The organism is Pseudodesulfovibrio alkaliphilus, assembly GCF_009729555.1.
Lineage (GTDB): Bacteria > Desulfobacterota > Desulfovibrionia > Desulfovibrionales > Desulfovibrionaceae > Pseudodesulfovibrio > Pseudodesulfovibrio alkaliphilus.
The window spans coordinates 97,800-116,419 of record NZ_WODC01000007.1; the positions used below are offsets into that span (position 1 = coordinate 97,800).

Below are 18,620 nucleotides of genomic sequence, written 5' to 3' on the forward strand. Positions count from 1 at the left end.
TCATGCCGTGACACCTGCCAATACCTTTCCCGTGGTCGTGGTGACCGGCATCTCGGGCTCGGGCAAGAGCACCGCACTTAAGGTTTTCGAGGATCTCGGTTTTTTTTGCATCGACGGCTTGCCGTCAGGCATGTCGGCCAAGATAGCAGGCCTGATCCTCAAACAAGACACGAAGTATCGCGGTTTGGCCCTGGGCATGGATATGCGCCAGCCGGAATTCCTGGAAGGATGGGACATCGCCTTTGAGGAGATGGCCGCCATGGGCATCTCGCCTCAGGTACTCTTTCTCGAAGCGAGGCTGGGCGAGCTGATGCGGCGCTACGCCACCACCCGCAGACCCCACCCCCTGGAGAGCCAGTCGCTGGGATTGGAACAGGCCCTGGAACAGGAGAAGACGCTGCTCGACCCCATTCGCGCCAGCGCTGATCTGGTGCTCGACACCTCGGACTACTCGGTCCACGATCTGCGCCGCGTGATCCAGACAAAGTGGTCGGCCATCGAGGAATTGGGCCGGGGGATGCGGGTACACATCATCACCTTCGGCTTCAAGTACGGAGTTCCGAGCGAAGCGGATTTCGTCTTTGACCTGCGTTTTCTGCCAAACCCCTATTTCGACGAAGCGCTTCGACCGCTTTCGGGTCTGGACAAGACCATCTCCGACTTTGTACTGGGCAGTCAGGTGGGAGTGGAGTTTAATGACAGATTTCTGGAATTTCTGACATATATCCTGCCGCTGTATGCTGACGAGGGGCGCTATCGCATCACCCTGGCCCTGGGTTGCACCGGAGGACGCCATCGCTCGGTGGCCGTGGCCGAATCGGTGCTGGCGACACTGAAGAAAAAAGGGTATGCAGTCACCATAGAACACAGACACATGGAACTGGGATAATCATGGCCGCGAAGAACGAAGACACTTCCATGGTGGGCGTGGTGCTGGTCACACACGGCTCCTTTGGTGAAACTCTGCTTGAGGCGGCCGAGATGGTGCTGGGGCCCCAACAGCACTGTCTGGCCGTCGGCGTGGATGTGGACCGGGGCGTGGACGAATCCATGGAGGCCATCCGCAAGGCCATCAAATCCGTGGAAAAGGGCAGGGGGGTCGTGGCCCTGACCGATCTTTTCGGCGGTTCTCCCACCACCATGAGCCTGTCGCTCATGAAGTCGGAACGGCTTGAGGTCATTACCGGCGTCAATCTGCCCATGCTGGTGGCCACACTGCAGTCCCGGCTCATGGACCTTGACGCCCTGGCCGATAAGGCCATGGATGCCGGAATGCAGGGCATCAAGGTTGCCGGTGCCATGCTCCGCAAGCGGGCCGCAGCCAAGGGCAAGGCGTCATGAATCTGGTTCGCATCGACAACCGCCTTATCCATGGACAGATTATCGAGACATGGCTGCCCTACACGGGCGCGAGCATGGTTGTGGTGGCCAACGACCAGCTGGCCGACGACATCCTTCAGCAGGAGATCATGTCTCTGGCCATCCCCCAGACCATCGCCAGCACCTTCGTCGAGGTGGAGGCGGTGATGGAAGCCATGGCAAGCCTTGGTTCAGACCGCGACCGGATCGATATTCTGGTTCTCTTTTCAAACTGCGCCGACGCCAGACGCGCCTATGATTGCGGTTTCTCCTTTGACGTGTTGAACATCGGCAACGTCCACTACAGTCCCGGCAAACGGCAGGTATCGCCAAGCGTGGCCCTGTCCGCCGATGACGAGGGATGCCTCAGGCACCTCTCGCGCAAGGGAGTAACACTTGATTTCCGCTGTGTGCCCAACGACCCTGTTCAGGTGAGGTTCTAGCCATGGCACTGTCCAACCCCTTTCTCTGGTTCGCTGCGGTCGCTTTTTTTTTGCCCTGTTTTCCCTGTTTCGAGTCTCCCTGACCATCGGGTTGCTCGAACGACCTCTGGTCATCGGCCTGTTTTGGGGATTGGCCACGGGCGATGTGGAGACAAGTCTGTGCATCTCGATTTTTTTCGAGTTGTTTTGGCTTGATCTCATTCCAGTAGGCACCTACATACCGCCGCATCTTACTGTGGCCACCTTTGCGGCCCTGTCGCTGACGACTTTTTTCGGTCTCGATCAACCCGGGCGCATCCTTTTCATACTCTTTGCCTCCATGCCCCTGGCTTGGTTGGGCACCCGTCTCGAGGCACTCCTGCGGGAACGGGATCAGGTCAACTACAACAAGCTGCTCGCCTGGGTACGCAACCCTGAGTCGCCGCGTCTTCCCTCCCTCATCGTCATGCGCTCCGTAGGTCGGACCTTTGTGTATTCCGGCCTCGCTTTCTACGCGGCCATGCTTGTACTCACATACTTTTTTGAATTCTTCTTTTCCCTCAATCCAGCACTCTTCACCGAGCTGGGCGTGACCTGGTCCTACCTTTGGGTGGCTGCCACTCTTGGCGGCGTCATGGCGCTCAGGGTCAGACGGGCCTATATCCTGCTTGTTGCCGGAATCATCCTTTTCATGTTTTTCACCCTGTGGGCTCGCTTTTAGCTTGGCAGCCGGAGTTGATTGTGATATTCCTCACATTCTATTTCGAGGGCGTACCATCCTGAGTTCAGGACACAACAGATTAGGAGGACTTGATATGGCAATTCTGGTTGTAGGACACAAGAACCCCGATACCGACACCGTCGCTTCCGCGATCGCTGTCGCCGACCTCTTCACCAAGCGCGGCATGGAGTCCAAGGCGATCACCCAGGGCGCCATCGCTCCTGAGAGCGAGTTCGTGCTGAAAAAGTTCGGCTTTTCCGCTCCGGCCATCGTGACCGACGCCACCGATCAGAAGATCATCCTCGTCGACCACACCGACATTTCCCAGACCATCGACAACCTGGACAAAGGTGAACTCGTCGCCGTTGTCGATCACCACAAGCTTGGCGATGTCACCACTCCCAATCCGCTCGAGATGTGGGTCTGGCCCGTGGGCTGTACCGCGACTGTCATCAAGAGCATGTACGACTTTTACAATGTCGAGATTCCCGCCAACATCGCCGGTATCATGCTCTGCGCCATCTTGAGCGATACCGTCATGTTCAAGTCCGTGACCACCACCGACGCCGACAAGGTCGCTGTGGAGGCCCTGGCCAAGATCGCTGGCGTCGGCGATGTCATGGCCCTTGGCATGGAGATGTTCAAAGTCAAGTCCGCTGTCGACGGCGCCTCGGCCGAATCCCTGGTCTTCCGTGATTACAAGGATTTCGACATGTCCGGCAATAAGGTCGGCATCGGCCAGCTCGAAGTGGTCGATCTGTCCATGCTCGACGCTCACAAGGCTGCTCTCCAGGCCGAAATCGAGAAGGTCAAGGCCGATGGTCGCCACTCCGTCTTCCTGCTGCTGACCGACATCATGAAGGAAGGCACCGAGATGCTCATCGCCTCCGACGATCCCGCAGTGGTTGAGAAATCCTTTGGCGTCAAGGCCGATGGCAAGTCCGTGTGGCTTGACGGGGTCATGAGCCGCAAGAAGCAGGTCGTGCCCTGCTTTGAAAAGGGTTTCAAGGGCTAACACCCCCAAAGACGATTGATCCTAGCGCAAAGTCGGGCCCGCCAGCATCGTGCTGGCGGGCCTTTGCTTTCTCGGTCGACCGGCTGTAGCTGGCGGATAATTGTGATATTATGCACAATCCTCCGCCTTCATGCTTGGTAATTCTTGCTGGCTGAACCATGCTAGGCATTATCAAAAAAACAAGGCGGAGCCGGCTGCATACCGACTCCGCCCGAGAAGGCGATGAGCTGGACGGATCACACCAGACCGGCTTCCTTGAGCACCCCTTCGAGCCTTGGCACGTTCTCCTCGCGCAAAGGGACGATCGGCAACCGGAATTCCGCCCTGGGGAAAATGCCCATGAGATTGAGGGAAGTCTTGACCGGAATGGGGTTGGTCTCCATGAACATGGCGCGGTTTACCGGGGCCATCTTCAGGCTCAGGTTGAGGGCGCCTTCATGGTCCTTTTCCATGAACAGGCGACACATGTCGCTCATGGCCTTGGGCATGATATTGGAAATCACGGAGATCACACCCTGACCGCCCACAGCAAGCAGGGGCAGCACGGTGAAATCGTCGCCAGAGAGCAGTTGGAAGCGCTTGCCGCAGTGTTCGATCACCTCGGCGGCCTGACACATGTTGCCTGTCGCTTCCTTGACCGCAATGGCCTGGGGCACTGCGTCCACGATGCGCTTAAGATCCTTGGGCAGGAGATTCAACCCGGTGCGCCCCGGCACGTTGTAGATGACCATGGGGATGTCCACCTCGGCGGCAATGGCCTTGAAGTGGGCGATAAGTCCCTCGGGAGTGGGTTTGTTGTAGTAGGGAGTGATTTGCAGTGTGGCGTCTGCACCGGCCTCCCTGGCGAGCCGGGTCAATTCGACGGCCTCACGGGTGCTGTTTGAACCCGCCCCTGCGATAACCGGCACACGGCGTCGGACCTGATCCACGCAGATGCGTATGATGCGTCCCTGTTCCTCGTGGCTCAAGGTGGCGGCTTCGCCTGTAGTGCCGCAGGGCACCAAACCGTCAATACCCTGATCAATCTGCCATTCGATGAAGTCCCGATAGGTGGTTTCATCAACGGCCCCGTCCTTGAAGGGCGTAGAGAGAGCTGTGAACGCTCCTCTGAGTATCATAAAACATCTCCTCCTGGTATCTTTCCCGGCTGGCGCGGCTACTGAAGCACAGCGTCCACATCCGGGTTGTCATCAATGTCGTCGCCGAGACCCACGGTCAGCGGCCGGATGGTGTCAGGTTCCTTCCATCGAAAATCCTTGGAGCGCACTGGCCATGCGCGAATCTGGACCTCGCTGACTGTCTGCCCTTTGTCATATGGACGGACCCAGACGCAACGTCCATCTGCCTCGATGCGGCCGTTGACGCCTGACCCGCGACCGCTCCCAAGCAAAATATCCGGCACAGCGGGTGGCCGCTGGGCCAGATATTCACGCTCTCCGACCCAACCCCAATCCGATAGGCCTACCAGCAGACGCACCGAGTCTCGCTGATCTTCGATCTGGCTGGAAATTTTCTGAATCAGCTGCCTCGACGGAATGTCTACACCCAAAGGAAGGGAAGGAAAACGAAGGAATCCGATCCTGTCTCCAGCCGATGATTCAAGCACAACAAAGGGCGACGCCTCGGCTGTCATCCTGAAGGGCTCAGGCTCAAGGCCCAAGCGTGAAAGGATCTCCGACTCGAAACTGCCGATCAGTCCGATGTCGTAAGGCATCATTTCAAAGGCTGTGATGAGCCGATCGACAATGCGTGGGTCAGGCATGGTGCCGTCAGGGTTCATGAATTCCCATCCGCCCGATATAATCAGCCTGGGCGAATCCTCAGCTTGCAGGTCAAAAAAATATGCAGCCCGCCGGGCCACGCCCCCCAGGGTTCGACCCCCTCAGGATGGACATGGCCGCACCGTGCCGTAGGTGTTGGCCGTGAAGAATATGGTCAAAACAGGTTGCGCCTGCGCGGCAATGGCTTGAAACAGCCCGGCCAACAACAGCAGGCAGAGAAAAAATCGTCGCATCTAGTTGTTGATGTACTCCTTCAGCTCCTTTCCGGGGCGGAAAAAGGGCAGCTTCTTGGAGCGGACCTGAACGACACTGCCGGTTTTCGGATTGCGTCCGGTATAGCCTTCGTAATCCTTGATCTTGAAACTGCCAAAGCCCCTGATTTCGACCCGATCGCCGCGCAGGAGCGCTTCCTTGATCGAATCGACAAAGGCACCAACCACCTTGGTGGCATCGTCCACATGCATTTTCTTCTGTTCGGAAAGAGCCTTGATCAGTTCGCTCTTGTTCATGGTTTCCCCCTGAAACATTGGGTTTGCCGCGAGCCGACCTTCGACTCGGGCGGAATCAAAAAAAGATTCATCAGGATAATTCCAACTAACTATGCCAAAAAATGGCTCTTTTCGTCAACTCTTTATTTTGTTTGTCACAACGAGGGAAAGTCCTTGAGAATGGGACGACCCAAGATGCGTTCGCGGTTGTCTTCGCGGTAGCGCATGATCTTTCTGGCCATGGCAGAAATGTCTTTTGCTGCCGGTGAGTTCGGTGCGAATTTCAGCAGTGGGGTCTGTCTTCGGACCGCCTCAACCAGGGTGCGGTCCTGGTGGATAAATCCAAGGTTGCGCAGCTCGATATTCAGAAAGTTCCGGCAAGCTGCGTCCAATCGTTCGAAGGTCTGGGCGGCCTCGGCAGGGGAAGTGGCCTGGTTGACAATGACCAGAAAGTCCTTGATGCCTCGCTGAGTGGCCAGGACCTTGATCATGGCGTAGCTGTCGGTCAGGGACGTGGGCTCCGGGGTGACGACCACAATACGCAACTGGGGCAGGGTGGCGAAGGAGAGCACCGTGTTGCTGATGCCCGCGCCAAGATCAAGCATGAGATAGTCGTATTCGCCAGCCAGATTTATCAGCTTGCGAAAGAGGATGTCCTGAAGATCCTCGTCCATTTCCACCAGTTCGGGAATACCGCTGGTGGCAGGCAGCATGTCGAACCCCTCCTCGATGCAGACCAGCACATCCTCGGTATCCACATCGCTTCGGAGCAGGTCGTGCAGGTTGCGTTCCGGCGAGATGCCCAGCAACACGTCCAGATTGGCCAGCCCCAGGTCGCAGTCCATGAGCATGACCTTCATGCGTTCCCTGTTGAGAGCATAGCCGAGATTGAGGATGATGTTGGTCTTACCGACACCGCCTTTGCCGCTCATGACGGAAAGACTCAGCGTATTGTTGCGGTTCATGTCCTGACTCCGTTATTTCCCGCCGAACAGGAATTGCTTTTCTTTTGCGTGGACCAGGGTGTCGTTCGGTACATTGTCGGCAAAGGGGAGCCTGGAGACCCTGACCTGATCCTTGCCGGCGCCCTTTGCCTCATAGAGGGCACCGTCAGCCAGCCGTACCAGTTCAGCCGCATCAATGTCCACGCTGCCCTTGAAACAGGTCAACCCCGCAGAGCAGGTGACGTGGAACGTGCCGTTCCCGGCAGGATCGCGAAACGGAACGGCCCGGAATCCCTCCAGAAGCCGCTCAAGGAGCCGCTGGGCCTTGACCACACCTGAACCGGCCATGACCAAGGCGAACTCCTCGCCCCCGAAGCGGGCGGCGAGATCGTAGCGGCGGGTGGTCTCACGGAGCCTCTCGGCAAAGGCCACGAGCACTTCGTCCCCGGCCAGGTGGCCGTAGGTGTCATTGATGCGCTTGAAGTCGTCGAGATCGAAAATGGCCAGCGAAAGCGGGGTGTGCGCCCGCTTGGTGCGCTCGATCTCGATGTCCATCACCCGGTCGAAGGCGCGGCGGTTGGCCAGCCCCGTGAGAGGATCGTGCTCGGTCTGATGGGCCAGTTTTTCCAATGTGGCCTGAAAACGCTTCAGGTGGGGAAAGGAATCGCCGTCAAGGGGCAGGGTCAGCCACTGGCGAAGCTGATGCCTGTCGGCCAGGGTCTGCCACTGCTCATGGGTCAACCCCTCGATGCGGCGAAATACCCACACGGCCTCCGCAGGATTGCCGTCCGGGCTCAGGGCATAGCGCAGCTCGGCCTGAAGCTCGGCCAGTTCGGCGATGATCGCTTCTTCGGATATGCTAGTCATGCTTTCCTTGGGAATGAACAAAGAGGAGATGATTCCTGATCATGGCATCAAGGTCACCGTCAAGAAAGGCGTCCACGTTGCCGGTTTCGCTGTTGGAGCGATGGTCCTTGACCAGCCTGTACGGTTGGAGGGTGTAGGTCCGTATCTGGCTGCCCCAGGCAATGGCCCCCTTGGCCTGATAGTCCTGCCTGCGGCTTTCCTCGATCTTCTTGAGTTCCTGCTCGTAGAGGCGGGCTTTGATCAGCCGCAGCGCAGTGGCCTTGTTGCGGTGCTGGGATTTTTCGTTCTGGCACTGGGCCACGATGCCAGTGGGCAGGTGGGTGATCCGCACGGCCGAGCTGGTCTTGTTGACGCTCTGACCACCCGGACCGCTTGAGCGAAAAACGTCGATACGCAGATCCTCGTCGCGTACTTCTATCTCAATGTCGTCATCCATGTCAGGGTACACGTCAACCGAGGCGAACGAGGTGTGCCGCCTGCCCGAGGAGTCGAAGGGAGAAATCCTGATGAGGCGGTGGACGCCGGTTTCCCCCTTGAGCAGACCGTAGGCGTATAGTCCCTCCACCTGGATGGTCACGCTTTTGACACCTGCTTCCTCGCCCGGCTGGTAATCGAGCTGGGTGACTTTGAATCCCTTGCGCTCGGCATAGCGGTTGTACATCCGCAGCAGCATCTCGGCCCAGTCCTGGGACTCGACGCCGCCAGCGCCGGGGTGGATCTCCAGAATGGCGTTGTTCTTGTCATGTTCAAAGGCAAACATGGTGGCCAGCTCAATGGTGCCCAGCCGCTCTTCGAAAACTTCTATCTGCGCATCAAGGGCGCTTAAGGATTCCTCGTCGCGGGATTCCTGAGCCAGCTCAACCCATGCCTCCAGGTCCTCCCTGGCTTGGACGAGGCTTTCATACAGGGCGAGCTTGTCAGCCAGCTGGGTCTTTTCGCGCAGCAGGGGAGTCAGGGTTCCTGGTTTATCCCAGGCTCCCGGCTTGGAGAGCTGTTGTTCTATCTCGTCAAGACGGGATTTGGTCGGGGCATAGTCAAAGCCGCCCCCAAAGCGTCTCGAACTTGTCGATGAGGCCTGCGGAGACAGTCTTGAGTTCATGGTAGTCAAGCATGGGTCGCGTTATCCTTTCCTTTTGTTTCTTGCGCACAGACCAACCAGAACAAAGCTAAGGAAGGTCAGTCCATAGATGGCCGGGCCGATCCAGGGGTAGGCCTTGTGGAAGAGCGTGGTCCCCTCTTCTGGCGCGATGGAGTGGCTCAGGGTCTCGGCTTCGAACTGGGTGCCCCTGGCCGCGATACGTCCCACCGGATCTATGAAGGCGGAAATTCCGGTGTTGGTGCAACGGATCAGCCAGCGGCCCTGCTCCACGGCCCGGAGCACGGTCAGATTAAGATGCTGCCGGGGTGCGGAAGTATCACCGAACCACGCGTCGTTGCTCAGGTTAATGAGTGCTGTGGCTCCACGATCCACCTGCTTCTGGGCAAGCTCCGGGAAGATGCCTTCATAACAGATGAGTACTCCCAGGGCAACGGTGTCCACCCTCAGGGGGCGATTTTCGGCGCCCGGAACAAAGTCCCCCACGGCCTGGACCAGTTTTTCAAACGGCATCCATTCCTTGAGAGGCATGTATTCCCCAAAGGGCACAAGGTGCTCCTTGTCGTAGGAGCCGAGGAGACGGCCGGCGTCGTCCACCAGCCAAGCGCGGTTGTAGAGGACATAGCTGCCGCGTGCCATGTCGGTAACGCGGTAGGCTGGAGAGCCGGTGACAATCGGGGTGCGCGTCTCGCGGACCAGGGAGTGCACCGCGTCGCTCAAGGGGCCGGGCTCCTGAAGATAGAAGGGCATGGCCGTTTCAGGCCAGACCACCAGGGCTGGGGCGTCATTATCAATGGTTTGACGGGTCAGGGCCGCATACTGCTCGATGGTCTCCATCTGCAGATCAGGCTCCCATTTATGGCTTTGATCCACGTTGCCCTGGACCATGGAGACCATGAACTCCGCTGTTCCGGCCTCATGAGTGGTCACTCTGTGCAGACCGAAGCCAGTCAACCCCAGAGTGAGCCCTACTGCCAGAATCAGGGCGGAACGATAGGTGGAGCATAAAAGCCAGGCCACGGCCAGAGCGGCCAGCAAACCGGAGAGCCCGTAGGCACCGACAATGGCCGCCCCCTGAATGGCAAAGGGCCATGGAGCCAAGGCCGCTGCGAGGTTCATCCAGGGAAACCCGGAGAGAACCACTCCTGAAAGCATTTCAAGGGATGCCCAGGTGAGCCCGGCCATCAGGCACAGGGGGATGCCGTTCACGAACCGCCCGGCGTGGTGCATGGCCAGCGAGAACAGGCCGTAATACACTGCCATGACCGCTGCCAACAGCGCCGGGCAGGGCAGGGCAATGTACCAGGGCAAGCCGCCGTATATCTGGACCGGAATGACCATCCAATAAAAGCAGCCCGTGGCGGCCAGGGTTCCGGCCAGCCAGCCGGTTTTAAAGGCGCGGCGCCCGGAGGTGGCTCGCAGGCCGATCCAGGCAAGCCCCAACGGAAAGGCCAGGATCGCCGGGGGCAGATGCAGCAGGGGATTGGCGAATCCGAGCCAGGCCCCCAGCGTGGCGAGCAGGACGAGGCTTGGCACGTCAGCCTTCCATTGGCTCAATGCGGATGGACCAGATTTGCCTGTCGTCGGCCCTGATGATGGTGAACTTCCTGTCGTCAATGGTGAATATCTCGCCCTCATGCGGAATGCGACCGGCCATGGCGGCGAGGAACCCGCCGATGGAGTCCACCTCCAGGCTTTCCAGGGGCAGGGCGCATTTCTCGCTGACCTCGTCAAGCAGGGTGCGCCCGGACACGACAAACACGCCGGGTTCAACCTCCAGCACCTCATCGGGCCGTTCCTGGTCATACTCGTCGGCGATCTCGCCCACAATCTCCTCCAGAACGTCTTCCATGGTGACCATGCCCGAGGTGCCGCCGTATTCATCCTGAACAATGGCCATATGCAGCTTTTCGCGCTTAAAGGTGGCAAGCACCTGATCCAGGCGCATCTCTTCGGGGATGAAGAAGGGCGGACGCATCAGGCTGGTCACGGGCATGTCGGTACGTCCCTTGAGCAACGGCTTGAGCAGATCCTTGGCATGCACGACGCCGAGGATGTGGTCCCGGGTGTCCTTATAGATGGGTATCCGGGAATGGGCGCCCTGATTGATGATGATGTCGGCGATGTCGCCGACCGTGCTGGTGGCGTCGGCACAGGCCATATCCGTGCGCGGGACCATGATTTCAGAGACAGATTTCTCGTCGAAATCCAGAATGTTCAAGAGCATGGAGACTTCATCGCTCTCAAGCTCGCCTTCGGCTTTGGCATCAAGGATGTGTTCTTCGAGCTGTTGCCCGTTGGAGCCGAAAATTTTTTTGAAAATGTTGGATAATCGACTGTCAGACCCTTCGTCCAAGACCAGACTCCTTGAAAAATGTTGCGGTTGCCCCGGTGGCGGGATGAATCCCTGAACGCGGGAATGATTACAAAATCAAGAATTAGTCCGTGATCTGGCCCGTGTCAATACTTGCAGGCGTATGTGCCGTTACAGGAGGCCGTGTTTTTTAAGGGCGATTTCGAGACAGGCCAGGGCCGCAGGAGTGACACCGGAGATTCGGCCCGCCTGCCCCAGTGTGAGCGGGCGGATCGCGGTCAGCTTTTCCACCACCTCCCGGGTCAGGCCAGCCACGGCGGAATAGTCAATGTCGACAGGCAGGGCAACATCCTCAAGCAGCCTGGAACGGGCCACCAATTCCTCCTGCCTGACGAGATACCCCTCGTAGCGGATGCGCGTCTCGGCCTCGGTCAGGATCTCGTCATCCATGTCGGCCAGGGCCGGGAAAAATGGCGTCAGGCTTTGGATATGCACCTGGGGCTGGCGCAGCAGGGCAGCCAGCTCCACGGCCTTGCCCGGCACGGCCGCACCGATGCGCTCCATGATCGAACGGCTGTCCGCATCGGGCCGCACTCGTATGGTGCGCAAGGCGTCGAGCACGATGTGCAGCTTGTCCCGCTTTGTCGTGAACAACTGCCAGTGGTCGTCGTCCACCAGTCCCAGCTCCCGTCCCAGCGGGGTCAGGCGTTCATCTGCGTTGCCTTCGCGAAGCAGCAGCCGATGTTCGGCGCGCGAGGTGAACATGCGGTAAGGTTCCAGAGTGCCCCGTGTCACCAGGTCGTCCACCAGCACGGCCATGTATGCCTGGTCGCGCCGAAGCAGGAACGGTTCGCAGCCCTTTGCCCGACAGGCAACATTGAGGGCGGCCCACAATCCTTGGGCCGCAGCCTCTTCGTAACCCGAGGTGCCGTTGATCTGCCCGGCCAGGTAAAGGCCCGGCAATATTTTTGTTTCCAGGGTCGGTGTGAGCTGCGTGGGCGGTGCGTAGTCGTATTCAATGGCATACCCCGGACGGACGATCTGGGCCTTCTCCAAACCGGCGATGGCCGCGATCATCCGCTTCTGGATATCCAGGGGCAGGCTGGTGGGTATGCCGCTTGGGTACACCTCGGGATGGTCGAGTCCTTCCGGCTCAATGAATATCTGGTGGCGGTCCTTCTCGGGAAATCGGGCGACCTTGTCCTCTATGGACGGGCAGTAGCGGGCACCTGTACCTTCAATGACCCCGGTGAACATGGGCGACCGATCAAAACCGGAGCGTATGGCTTCATGGGCCTCGGGGTTTGTATATGTCAGATGACACGCGATCTGGGGCAGCGGTACGCTGGTATTTCGGAAGCTGAATGGTTTTGGCGGGTCGTCGCCCGGCTGGATTTCCATGCTTTCGAAATCCACTGACGCCCTGAGCAGTCTCGGGGTGGTGCCGGTTTTGAGGCGACCGAGTTCGAGGCCGATGGAACGCAGATTGTCCGAAAGCGGACCGGATGCAGGGTCGCCCATGCGGCCCCCGCTGAAATGCTCGAGTCCGACATGGATCAGGCCGCGGAGGAAGGTGCCGGTGGTCAAGAGCACCGAGCGGGCGCGAAACAATTCCCCAAGATGCGTGCGTACGCCACACGCTCTGCCGCTATCCACCAGCACGGCCTCGGCAGTGTCCTGAAACACCCAGAGCCTCTCCTGAGCGAAGATGGACCGTTGTACCACGCGCATGTACTCGGCCCGGTCTATCTGTGCCCGGGTGGAGCGCACCGCAGGCCCCTTGCGGGTATTGAGGATGCGGAACTGAATGCCCGCCGCATCAGCCCACAGACCCATCATGCCTCCCAAGGCGTCGATCTCCTTGACCATGTGCCCCTTGGCCAAGCCACCGATGGCCGGGTTGCAGGAGAGGTGCCCTATCCGGTCGAGATTGATGGTCAAAAGCAGAGTGGACAGGCCAAGGCGGGAAGCGGCCATGGCGGCCTCGCATCCGGCATGGCCCGCGCCCACGACCACAAGGTCGAAGATGTCCGGTATCCGCTCTTTTGGCTGCATGGAATCAGGCTTATTCCCTGGCAAGGAGCATGTCCACGATGACCTTGGCATCACCGATGGTGTTCTTGATGGAGGACCATTCGTTGGGTTGATGTGCGTTGTGGTTCAGGGTTGCCCAGACCACGGCGTGATGCCCCCGGCGGCGCAGGAATGCGGCCACCGTGCCGCCGCCAACGCCGACCAGACGCGGGACGTTGCCGTAGACCTTTTTGACACTGGCCAGAGTCCGTCGGACAATCTCGCTGTCCACCGGGGTGGACGGGGCGGCCTGCTCGTACATGGTCCGTTCGTAGGAAACGGTCACACCGTGGGCGTTTTCCACCTCGCGACCGAACTCCTTGATGGTTTCGAGCACATCGTCCAAGTCGTAAATCGGCAGCACACGCGAGTCCACATGAAAGACATCGCGACCCGGAATGGTGTTGACGTTTTCCACGTTGGCCTCTTTCTTGGTTGGCTGGAAGGTGGAGCGGGGCGGATCGTAGATGGGGTCTTCCGCGTCGTAGATACGTTCAAGCTCCTTGATGCGCAGGATGAAGTCCGAAGCGGCCACCAGGGTATTGATGCCCTGGGCCGGGGTAGAGGCGTGGCACTGTCTGCCCTCGACGATGATCTTGAGCCAGAACATGGACTTCTCGGCCACTTCGATCATGCCCGAATCCGGCTCGCCGAAGTCGGGCACAAGAAAGAGATCGCTCTGGGAGAACAGGTCGGCATGCTCGCGCACCAGATAATCGAGTCCCTTGACGCTCCCGGTCTCCTCGTCTGCGACGAAGAGCATGCCGAAGTTGATCTCAGGCGTTACGCCCAGATCAAGCAGCGCATGGGCTGCAATGAGGGAGGAGACGATGCCCTGCTGGTTATCCTCCACGCCGCGACCTATGAGAATGTCGCCGTCGCGTTCAAGCACGTAGGGATCGGTTTTCCAGAGGGCGAGATCTCCCGGGGGAACGATGTCCGTGTGAGAGATGACCCAGAGGGTGCGCGAGGTATCCCTGCCAGGAATGACGGCGGCCACGCTTGGCCGGTAGCCGCAGGACACCTCGTCATCCGGGGCGCGGAACTCGCGGATGTCCCTGATGCTCATGGACTTCATGTAGTCCATGAGGAATTCGGCCTTTTCCTTTTCGCCGTCGCCGCCGTTCCTAGGCCCCAGGGCCGGGATGGCGGTCAAACGACGCTGGAGTTCACACACGGTTTCAATGTGCCCGTCAAGGGTTGCGAAGAGGGAGTCCATGAATCCTCCGTGGTCGACATGTGAAAAGAGAAGGCCCAGGCCACGCCTGCCTGGAAACCCGCGCAAACAAAAAAGGCGGGGACAAGCCCCGCCCTGACGAATACCGGCTTTCGCCTAGCGGCCGCGGGCGGCGCGCTTGGATGCCTTGAGCGGGTTGACCTTGGTTTTGCCTGCCTTGTCCGCCTCGTTGCGGGTATGGGTGGCAAAATTGCAGGAACCTTTGGCCCACTTGGCGGAGGGCTTGGCGTAGGTGGGGCAGTAGGTGCTGTTTTCATAGGAAACAACGCGCTCACAGCCCTCGCATTTCTCGACGACGGGCTCCATGATGACGCCCTTGTAGTTCAAACCGGCGTCGGTCATGACGGCGCCTTCCAGGGAAATCGGGTTCTTCTTGGCCATGATGTGGCTTCCTCCTATTTGTGATGCGGCTTGGAATATGCCGGTGGCATACAAATGTTGTGTTGGTGCAAGAGCAGCATTCGATATGCACCCGAAGTGGGTGTTGTCAAGTTTTTTGCCATTCTTTTTCGTTTTCGAGTCCTGACGGGACCAAACGATCAGTCCATGGCCGCGATGGTTTCCACCAGGACCGAGGTGACGGTTTCCACGTTGCCGCGGAAGACTTCAATGATGTTATCCCAGGTGACCGGGGGCTCGTCGGTCTTCCAGCAATCATAGTCGGTACTCATGGCCACCGAGGCATAGGGGAGGCCTGCCTCGTTGGCCAGGATACACTCGGGCGCGACACTCATGTTGACGACATCCGCCCCCCACATGCGAAACATGTTCGACTCCGCACGGGTGGAAAACCGCGACCCCTCAATGGTGATTACGGTACCGGCCTCGTGGTGGACGATGCCAAGCCGCCGACAGGTCTCGATAAGCCTTGCACGCAACGTGGCGTCAAATGGGTCTGCCATGCCTGTATGCGCCGGGTCGTGCGGGTCGAATGTCTCATGAAACGAGACGTGGCGCAGCCGGGTGAAGTCGATGAATTGGTCAAGGATGACCAAATGCCCCCGGCCGATCTCCTGGCGTAGGGAGCCGCAGGCCGTGGTGGCGATGATGGCCTTGCACCCGGCGTCCTTGAGGGCGCTGATGTTGGCCCGGTAGTTGACGTGGGTGGGGGGGATGGTGTGTTCGCGGCCATGACGGGCCAACAGAACCACATCGCGCCCGGCGATGGTGCCCCGGCGCAGCGGGGCAGAGGGTTTGCCAAAACGGGTCGTCACCTCCACGTCACAGGCGTGATGGAGGATGTCAGGGTTGTCGAGGCCGCTGCCGCCTATGATTCCTATCATGTCAATCACCTAGTCCAGTTCCAGCAGAAAGCAGTGCTCCTGCCCGGAGTCCTTCATTTTGCGGGGGCCGTCCAGAAACCCGAGCTGGATGACGAAACCACAGCCCACAATGTCGCCCCCCGCCTCGCGAACCAGCCTGAGCATACCTTCGGCCGTGCCGCCCGTGGCCAGCAGGTCGTCGATGATCAGGATCTTTTCGTCCGGGGCGATGGCATCCTCGTGCATGCACAGGGTGTCGGTGCCATATTCGAGATCATAGGTGACGCAGCGGCTCTTGTGGGGCAATTTGCCCGGCTTGCGCACCGGCACGAAGCCAATGCCCATCTTGTAGGCAAGAGGAGCCCCGAAGATGAAGCCACGCGCCTCGGCGGCCACGATCTTGGTGGCCCCGCTGTCCTTGAACTTTTCGGCGAGACAGTCCACGGCATGACGGAACGCATGGGGATCGCTCAGGATTGGGGTGATGTCAAAAAAAACGATGCCTTTCTTGGGATAGTCAGGAATATCTCGGACAAATTCGCGTAGATTCATGCTTCCTCCATGAGTAAATACCGCCGATTCATACGTTCGATACGCGCTTCGTGTCAATGTGATTGCCATGCTTCCCGGCATGGGCTAGGTGTCTGTGACCCTGAGGGAGGGGGGGGATATGAGTGAAGACACCTACCGCCACAGGGCCAAGAAGAGCCTTGGCCAGAATTTCCTCATGGACGGCAACGTCTGTCGGCGTATTGTGGAGGCCATTGCCCCCGGTCCAGGAGACACCATCATTGAAATAGGTCCGGGCCAGGGGGCGTTGACCGGCTTGTTGGCCGATTCCGGTGCGGCCAGACTTATGACCATTGAGCTTGACAACGCCCTGGCTGACAGGCTTGCGGCACTGCACCCGCGCATAGAGATGATTAGGGCCGACGCCCTGGACTTTCCCTGGGAATCCCTTGACGCCGGCGGCCCGTGCAAGATCGTTGGCAATCTTCCGTATAATGTCGCCTCAAAGCTCATTTGGGACATCGTTTCCAGGACACGGACCATGCAGCGCGGCGTGTTCATGGTTCAGCACGAGGTGGCGCTGCGTCTTACCGCCGAGCCCGGCGGCAAGGCATACGGAGGCCTGACGGCCTGGGTGCGCAATTTCGCTGATACCCGCTATCTCTTCAAGGTTCCGCCCACGGTGTTTCGCCCAAGGCCCAAGGTGGACTCTGCCGTGGTGAGCTTCACGCCAATGCCGACAGAGTCGCGACCGGCGGACCCAGAGGCCTTGGCCCGGCTCATCAAAATGCTTTTCCAGATGCGGCGCAAACAACTCTCGACAATTCTCAAGCCACTGTGGAATCAGGAGATCGACGCATGGTTCAAGGAGCGAACCCTCTCTCCTGCAGCTCGGCCGGAAACCCTGACTCCCGGACAATTTCGTGAACTTTCGATCCTTGTCAGGCAAAAATAGCGTCAACCCTTGTGGTTCTTGGACCAAAGCACTGGGCGGGGAAAAAAGCTCTTGCTGGCCCTGGGTGGTCAAAATCCCCCGGAAGCACCAACTGGCTTCGTTTTTTTCTGAATTTGGAGCCAACGGGCTGGACACGGCTGGAAAGTTCATTTAAAGGCCATCTAATGAGTTGCTACGGATTCAAAGTGCGGGAGGCTTGCTAGGCCCGCCGCACTCACACCCATAGTCTGGTAATTTTTAGTGAGGAGGAAGGACTGATGACAAAGGCTGAGTTGGTTGTCAAAATTGCTGAGAAGGCCAATCTGACCAAAGCGAATGCCGAACGCGCCCTGAACGCTTTCCTTGAGAGCGTCGAGGGGACTCTTGTGAGCGAAGGCAAGCTCACTCTGACCGGCTTCGGCACCTTCGTGGTCGAGGAGCGCAAGGCTCGCGTGGGTCGCAATCCCCGCACCGGCAAGGAAATCAAGATTCCCGCCACCAAGGTGGTCAAGTTCCGTCCCGGCAAGCTCCTCAAGGATGCCATTAAGTAACCTGGAGGAAATCCCTCATGATGATCCACGGTGAAACCGTTCACAGTCCGCTTCCACAAGATCTTCCCTGGTGGATGCCCGATCATTTCATCTTCTTTGGCGTCCTTTACATCGTTCTGGGCGTCATTGGCATCGGGCTGACCTACACGATCGTCAAATCCTGGTGTGACGCCAAGAAGGCACAGCACTAAGCAGGATAGTTTTTGAAGCAGCCTGTCGGAAGTCCATTCCGGCAGGCTGCCAATTTTCCCGGCTGGGGATTCTAGCGACCCTCGTTTTTTCGGGTTGCAATCCTCCACGCATGGGTGTATGTATTTTTTTTGATTTCGCCAGCCCGCCGTGAAGCGGGCGGTTCACCGAGGAGGTGATTTTCATTGCCCGGCGTATATTTAGACGATAGTGACAACTTCGACATCTCTCTGCGTCGTTTCAAGAAGCAGGTCGAGAAGGCCGGAATCCTTTCCGAGCTGAAGAAGCGGCAGCACTACGAGAAGCCCAGCGTTCAGAAAAAGAAGAAAAAGGCTGCCGCCAAAAAGCGGCTCGCCAAAAAAATGCGCAAAGTGCGCGGCATGTAGTCATGAGTCTGCTCAAGAAGCTTGATCAGGACTATATTGAGGCCTACAAGGCCAAAGCGACGGTGAAAGTGGCCGTCTTGAGGCATCTCAAGACGGCCATAAAAACGCGCATGGCCGAGGGCAGGGGGGCGGAGCTTACGGACGACGACATTCTCGAGCTCATCGCCAGACAGGTCAAACAGCGCAAGGATTCCTTCGATCAGTTCACCAAGGCCGGACGGGACGATCTCGCCGGGGTCGAGGCTCAGGAGCTAGCCGAGTTGGAGACCTATCTGCCAACCCCTCTCGGCGACGACGAACTTGCAGCCGCCATTGACAGGGCTGTGGTCGAGGTCGGCGCCACCGGCATTCAGGACATGGGGCGGGTCATGCAGACACTGCTTGGCACCCACAAAGGACAGGTGGACGGCAAGAAAGCCAGCGCCCTGGTCCGTTCCAGGCTTTCTGCCTAAATTTCCAACCACACAGACG

23 protein-coding genes are annotated in these 18,620 nt (G+C 58.8%); 10 read left to right on the forward strand and 13 right to left on the reverse strand.

Features of this window, described 5'->3' with window-relative positions; genetic code table 11:
* Nucleotides 1–7 precede the first annotated feature (7 nt).
* The 5 genes from rapZ to GKC30_RS11170 all read left to right on the forward strand — a co-directional run bounded on the left by rapZ (nucleotide 8) and on the right by GKC30_RS11170 (nucleotide 3,517).
* Nucleotides 8–889 (forward strand): RNase adapter RapZ, encoded by an 882-nt coding sequence (gene rapZ, locus GKC30_RS11150; protein ID WP_367614096.1) that lies wholly within the window; start codon nucleotides 8–10, stop codon nucleotides 887–889.
* Nucleotides 890–891: 2 nt separating this feature from the next.
* Complete coding sequence (locus GKC30_RS11155) at nucleotides 892–1,341, forward strand: PTS sugar transporter subunit IIA (protein ID WP_155934815.1); 450 nt, start codon at nucleotides 892–894, stop codon at nucleotides 1,339–1,341.
* Nucleotides 1,338–1,802 carry a PTS sugar transporter subunit IIB gene (locus GKC30_RS11160; RefSeq protein ID WP_155934816.1) on the forward strand — a complete coding sequence of 155 codons (465 nt, stop codon included), beginning with the start codon at nucleotides 1,338–1,340 and terminating at the stop codon, nucleotides 1,800–1,802. Before GKC30_RS11155 ends, GKC30_RS11160 begins: the two co-directional genes overlap by 4 nt.
* A 55-nt stretch (nucleotides 1,803–1,857) precedes the next feature.
* Entirely contained in the window at nucleotides 1,858–2,502 is a 645-nt protein-coding gene (locus GKC30_RS11165; RefSeq protein WP_437179108.1) for a PTS sugar transporter subunit IIC, read from the forward strand.
* A gap of 94 nt (nucleotides 2,503–2,596) precedes the next feature.
* Nucleotides 2,597–3,517 carry a manganese-dependent inorganic pyrophosphatase gene (locus GKC30_RS11170; RefSeq protein WP_155934818.1) on the forward strand — a complete coding sequence of 307 codons (921 nt, stop codon included), beginning with the start codon at nucleotides 2,597–2,599 and terminating at the stop codon, nucleotides 3,515–3,517.
* Between the two features lie 236 nt (nucleotides 3,518–3,753).
* Here the strand turns inward: GKC30_RS11170 and dapA are convergent, their stop codons facing one another.
* From dapA to GKC30_RS11235, 13 genes are all read right to left on the reverse strand, one after another.
* Nucleotides 3,754–4,635 carry a 4-hydroxy-tetrahydrodipicolinate synthase gene (dapA, locus tag GKC30_RS11175; RefSeq protein WP_155934819.1) on the reverse strand — a complete coding sequence of 294 codons (882 nt, stop codon included), beginning with the start codon at nucleotides 4,633–4,635 and terminating at the stop codon, nucleotides 3,754–3,756.
* Nucleotides 4,636–4,673: 38 nt separating this feature from the next.
* The gene (locus GKC30_RS11180) at nucleotides 4,674–5,531 is read right to left on the reverse strand and encodes a UshA-like (seleno)protein family 2 (RefSeq protein WP_420705207.1); all 858 of its coding nucleotides are present in this window, start codon (nucleotides 5,529–5,531) and stop codon (nucleotides 4,674–4,676) included.
* Complete coding sequence (locus GKC30_RS11185) at nucleotides 5,532–5,825, reverse strand: HU family DNA-binding protein (protein WP_269203836.1); 294 nt, start codon at nucleotides 5,823–5,825, stop codon at nucleotides 5,532–5,534.
* Nucleotides 5,826–5,941: 116 nt separating this feature from the next.
* On the reverse strand, nucleotides 5,942–6,751 hold the full coding sequence (locus GKC30_RS11190) for a MinD/ParA family protein (RefSeq protein ID WP_155934822.1): 810 nt from the start codon (nucleotides 6,749–6,751) through the stop codon (nucleotides 5,942–5,944).
* A 12-nt stretch (nucleotides 6,752–6,763) separates the two neighbouring features.
* A complete protein-coding gene (locus tag GKC30_RS11195; protein ID WP_155934823.1) occupies nucleotides 6,764–7,597 on the reverse strand; it encodes a GGDEF domain-containing protein in 834 nt (277 codons plus the stop codon).
* Nucleotides 7,590–8,709 (reverse strand): peptide chain release factor 2 gene (gene prfB / locus GKC30_RS11200; protein WP_231117140.1). Its coding sequence is split into 2 segments (ribosomal slippage): nucleotides 7,590–8,633 and nucleotides 8,635–8,709, totalling 1,119 coding nucleotides; the frame shifts between segments, so codons are not numbered across the junction. Before prfB ends, GKC30_RS11195 begins: the two co-directional genes overlap by 8 nt.
* A gap of 8 nt (nucleotides 8,710–8,717) precedes the next feature.
* Nucleotides 8,718–10,229 carry an apolipoprotein N-acyltransferase gene (gene lnt / locus GKC30_RS11205; RefSeq protein WP_367614097.1) on the reverse strand — a complete coding sequence of 504 codons (1,512 nt, stop codon included), beginning with the start codon at nucleotides 10,227–10,229 and terminating at the stop codon, nucleotides 8,718–8,720.
* A gap of 1 nt (nucleotide 10,230) precedes the next feature.
* Nucleotides 10,231–11,049, reverse strand: coding sequence for a hemolysin family protein (locus GKC30_RS11210; protein ID WP_155934826.1), 819 nt, complete (start codon nucleotides 11,047–11,049; stop codon nucleotides 10,231–10,233).
* 129 nt (nucleotides 11,050–11,178) lie between these two features.
* Complete coding sequence (gene mnmG / locus GKC30_RS11215; RefSeq protein WP_155934827.1) at nucleotides 11,179–13,062, reverse strand: tRNA uridine-5-carboxymethylaminomethyl(34) synthesis enzyme MnmG; 1,884 nt, start codon at nucleotides 13,060–13,062, stop codon at nucleotides 11,179–11,181.
* 10 nt (nucleotides 13,063–13,072) lie between these two features.
* On the reverse strand, nucleotides 13,073–14,299 hold the full coding sequence (locus GKC30_RS11220) for a M20 family metallo-hydrolase (RefSeq protein WP_155934828.1): 1,227 nt from the start codon (nucleotides 14,297–14,299) through the stop codon (nucleotides 13,073–13,075).
* Nucleotides 14,300–14,413: 114 nt separating this feature from the next.
* Complete coding sequence (locus tag GKC30_RS11225; protein ID WP_155934829.1) at nucleotides 14,414–14,698, reverse strand: PxxKW family cysteine-rich protein; 285 nt, start codon at nucleotides 14,696–14,698, stop codon at nucleotides 14,414–14,416.
* A 158-nt stretch (nucleotides 14,699–14,856) separates the two neighbouring features.
* Complete coding sequence (gene mtnP, locus GKC30_RS11230) at nucleotides 14,857–15,606, reverse strand: S-methyl-5'-thioadenosine phosphorylase (RefSeq protein WP_367614108.1); 750 nt, start codon at nucleotides 15,604–15,606, stop codon at nucleotides 14,857–14,859.
* A 3-nt stretch (nucleotides 15,607–15,609) separates the two neighbouring features.
* Complete coding sequence (locus GKC30_RS11235) at nucleotides 15,610–16,131, reverse strand: adenine phosphoribosyltransferase (RefSeq protein WP_155934831.1); 522 nt, start codon at nucleotides 16,129–16,131, stop codon at nucleotides 15,610–15,612.
* A 118-nt stretch (nucleotides 16,132–16,249) separates the two neighbouring features.
* Here GKC30_RS11235 and rsmA point away from each other — a divergent pair, with 118 nt between their 5' ends.
* The 5 genes from rsmA to GKC30_RS11260 all read left to right on the forward strand — a co-directional run bounded on the left by rsmA (nucleotide 16,250) and on the right by GKC30_RS11260 (nucleotide 18,601).
* Complete coding sequence (rsmA, locus tag GKC30_RS11240) at nucleotides 16,250–17,044, forward strand: 16S rRNA (adenine(1518)-N(6)/adenine(1519)-N(6))-dimethyltransferase RsmA (protein ID WP_155934832.1); 795 nt, start codon at nucleotides 16,250–16,252, stop codon at nucleotides 17,042–17,044.
* Between the two features lie 257 nt (nucleotides 17,045–17,301).
* Nucleotides 17,302–17,574 (forward strand): HU family DNA-binding protein, encoded by a 273-nt coding sequence (locus tag GKC30_RS11245; protein ID WP_155934833.1) that lies wholly within the window; start codon nucleotides 17,302–17,304, stop codon nucleotides 17,572–17,574.
* A 17-nt stretch (nucleotides 17,575–17,591) separates the two neighbouring features.
* A complete protein-coding gene (locus GKC30_RS11250; protein WP_155934834.1) occupies nucleotides 17,592–17,765 on the forward strand; it encodes a hypothetical protein in 174 nt (57 codons plus the stop codon).
* A gap of 183 nt (nucleotides 17,766–17,948) precedes the next feature.
* Nucleotides 17,949–18,149 (forward strand): 30S ribosomal protein S21, encoded by a 201-nt coding sequence (rpsU, locus tag GKC30_RS11255; RefSeq protein ID WP_013514441.1) that lies wholly within the window; start codon nucleotides 17,949–17,951, stop codon nucleotides 18,147–18,149.
* Between the two features lie 2 nt (nucleotides 18,150–18,151).
* Nucleotides 18,152–18,601, forward strand: a complete 450-nt coding sequence (locus GKC30_RS11260; RefSeq protein ID WP_155934835.1) for a GatB/YqeY domain-containing protein — start codon at nucleotides 18,152–18,154, stop codon at nucleotides 18,599–18,601.
* Nucleotides 18,602–18,620 lie beyond the last annotated feature (19 nt).

Bases quoted from the DNA above. Each gene is read 5' to 3' on its own strand.
- GKC30_RS11160 (WP_155934816.1), top strand. From the start codon at position 1,338: ATGAATCTGGTTCGCATCGACAACCGCCTTATCCATGGACAGATTATC.
- mnmG (WP_155934827.1), bottom strand. From the start codon at position 13,062: ATGCAGCCAAAAGAGCGGATACCGGACATCTTCGACCTTGTGGTCGTG.
- GKC30_RS11245 (WP_155934833.1), top strand. From the start codon at position 17,302: ATGACAAAGGCTGAGTTGGTTGTCAAAATTGCTGAGAAGGCCAATCTG.
- dapA (WP_155934819.1), bottom strand. From the start codon at position 4,635: ATGATACTCAGAGGAGCGTTCACAGCTCTCTCTACGCCCTTCAAGGAC.
- GKC30_RS11190 (WP_155934822.1), bottom strand. From the start codon at position 6,751: ATGAACCGCAACAATACGCTGAGTCTTTCCGTCATGAGCGGCAAAGGC.
- GKC30_RS11260 (WP_155934835.1), top strand. From the start codon at position 18,152: ATGAGTCTGCTCAAGAAGCTTGATCAGGACTATATTGAGGCCTACAAG.
- GKC30_RS11155 (WP_155934815.1), top strand. From the start codon at position 892: ATGGCCGCGAAGAACGAAGACACTTCCATGGTGGGCGTGGTGCTGGTC.
- GKC30_RS11220 (WP_155934828.1), bottom strand. From the start codon at position 14,299: ATGGACTCCCTCTTCGCAACCCTTGACGGGCACATTGAAACCGTGTGT.
- GKC30_RS11250 (WP_155934834.1), top strand. From the start codon at position 17,592: ATGATGATCCACGGTGAAACCGTTCACAGTCCGCTTCCACAAGATCTT.
- GKC30_RS11235 (WP_155934831.1), bottom strand. From the start codon at position 16,131: ATGAATCTACGCGAATTTGTCCGAGATATTCCTGACTATCCCAAGAAA.
- GKC30_RS11185 (WP_269203836.1), bottom strand. From the start codon at position 5,825: ATGTTTCAGGGGGAAACCATGAACAAGAGCGAACTGATCAAGGCTCTT.
- GKC30_RS11225 (WP_155934829.1), bottom strand. From the start codon at position 14,698: ATGGCCAAGAAGAACCCGATTTCCCTGGAAGGCGCCGTCATGACCGAC.
- GKC30_RS11195 (WP_155934823.1), bottom strand. From the start codon at position 7,597: ATGACTAGCATATCCGAAGAAGCGATCATCGCCGAACTGGCCGAGCTT.
- rsmA (WP_155934832.1), top strand. From the start codon at position 16,250: ATGAGTGAAGACACCTACCGCCACAGGGCCAAGAAGAGCCTTGGCCAG.
- GKC30_RS11170 (WP_155934818.1), top strand. From the start codon at position 2,597: ATGGCAATTCTGGTTGTAGGACACAAGAACCCCGATACCGACACCGTC.